This window comes from Paraglaciecola sp., assembly GCF_030730205.1.
Classification (GTDB): domain Bacteria; phylum Pseudomonadota; class Gammaproteobacteria; order Enterobacterales; family Alteromonadaceae; genus Paraglaciecola.
Genome location: NZ_JANQVQ010000281.1, coordinates 1 through 1,936, shown reverse-complemented (window position 1 = coordinate 1,936; position 1,936 = coordinate 1). Strand labels below are relative to the sequence as shown.

Sequence of the window (1,936 nt, the reverse complement as noted above, 5' to 3'; positions counted from 1 at the left end):
CCATTGTGAAATCAATAATTTTTAAATATTGTCAACTTGGATCGTGATATGCATTGAATTATTAGGTAAAAATTAAAGGCAAAATTTATTGATTTTTGTCATGTCGCAAAGACAAGTTCAGCGCTTTGCTCTAAAGTTAAAGACTCTACTGTTGTCTAGCAGTAAACGATGCTTCTATTTAAGTCACTGAAGGAGAATTGATTATGACTCAATTAAGTAAAATCATGGGCCTTAGTAAAAATTGCATCGTAGTCTGTATAATTTTCAGTCTCGTTAGTTGTGCGCAGTTTGATACACCAAAGCGCATGGCTATAAAGGGGCAACCGGGTGATTATTTTGTAGAGCAGATTAAAGAACAACATCTTAGTAGCCTAAAAGAAATTGTCGCTTTGCTGCAACACCCAGACTTTAAAAAGCAAAAAGCCAAGACTTATCTAACAAAAGAAGTGCAAGACACAGCAATACTGTTAAAAGAAATTAGTTTCTCAGAATCCACCAGTCAGGCCATTATTCAATTATCAAAAACCAAACCTGACAAAACCGAAAAATGGGTCGCAATAGGGTTACAGCTTTATCCTATAGATGCCTATCGCATTATTGAACAACTATACGCTGACTCAACAATTCAGGAATCCGCGTTGGAATCAGCAGCACTTACCGCAGGGCTAGACCCCGACAGATTACTTCCCGCCACGGCTTCAGGCGACCTTGAATACCGTATTGTGCCCTTAATAAATTCAGCCAGTTTAACGGTTTATAATCAGACTGAAGGAGCAGAAACCCGCCTTTGGTTTAAGTCCAGTGATTCAGACAAATGGCTACCAGCTTTAAGCTTGCAATGGGAGCCAATAATGGGCGCTTTGTCAGGCTCGATCGTGCGACTTCAAGCAGACACAGCTTACGACATTAAACTTGAGTATTTAGACGACTCTGATGTTACAGAAGAGCGTTTATATAGTTTTAAAACTCGCCCTAACTCACCGCCAATCGACCCAGAAAAAATATATTACCTCTCAGATATTTATACCGGTGGTCAACTTAATTTAACCACGCTTGGCATCGAAGGAAGCGAAACAGGCTGGGCATTAATTAAGGGTGATGGCGTCGAAATTATAGCAGGTACTGAGGATGAATCAGCCATCGATATTGGTAGTCAAAGTTTCATAAAATTTGAAAATATTCATGTCATAGGAGGTAAAAAATACGGAGTAAAATCGAAAAACGCGCACCATATTTGGATAAAAGGCTGTGATATTAGTCAATACGGCCGAGTCGGTGAAGACATGCGCGACGGCGTAGCTTACGATACATCAGAAAGCACCACTCCAATAAATTATGACTCTGGTATCTACCTCACAAACACTGGGGTTGTCACTATTGAAGATTGCGAAATACATGATCCAAACGGCAAAGCGAATAATTGGGGGTATGGCCACCCCAATGGACCCAATGCCATGCTTCTCTCAGCCTATCATCCTGATGAGGAATATCGCGGGCAATATATAATTAGAAACAATCGTTTTTATGGCACTGCAGAACATCGCTTTAACGACGTTATAGAAAGTCGTTCTAATGGTAGAATTTGGGGAGGTTTTGTTAGAGATTCAGCCATTCACAATAATTATTTAGCTTACGCAAATGATGACATCATTGAGTTAGATGGTGGGCAGAGTAATGTGCTGTTTTACAACAATGAAATTGAACAAGGCTATTGTGGTGTCAGTGCAATACCCAATATGCTCGGTCCTAGCTATATTTTTAATAACTTCATTCATAATTTGGGGGATGAAAGACAAAAATCTTGGGCTGCAATAAAACTTGGCGGCCTTATATCCGCACCTGCTGGTTTGGTAAATATCTTTGAGAACTTAATAGTAACAAGTAGTAACGGCATAGCTTCAGCTGGGTTTAAAAGCGACTCAACGTTTTGGACAAA

General features: G+C 39.7%; 1 protein-coding gene. It reads left to right on the top strand.

Annotated elements, in window-relative coordinates:
* Positions 1–203 precede the first annotated feature (203 nt).
* A partial coding sequence (locus NWQ57_RS17980) for a right-handed parallel beta-helix repeat-containing protein (protein ID WP_306023553.1) occupies positions 204–1,936 on the top strand: 1,733 nt, incomplete at its 3' end.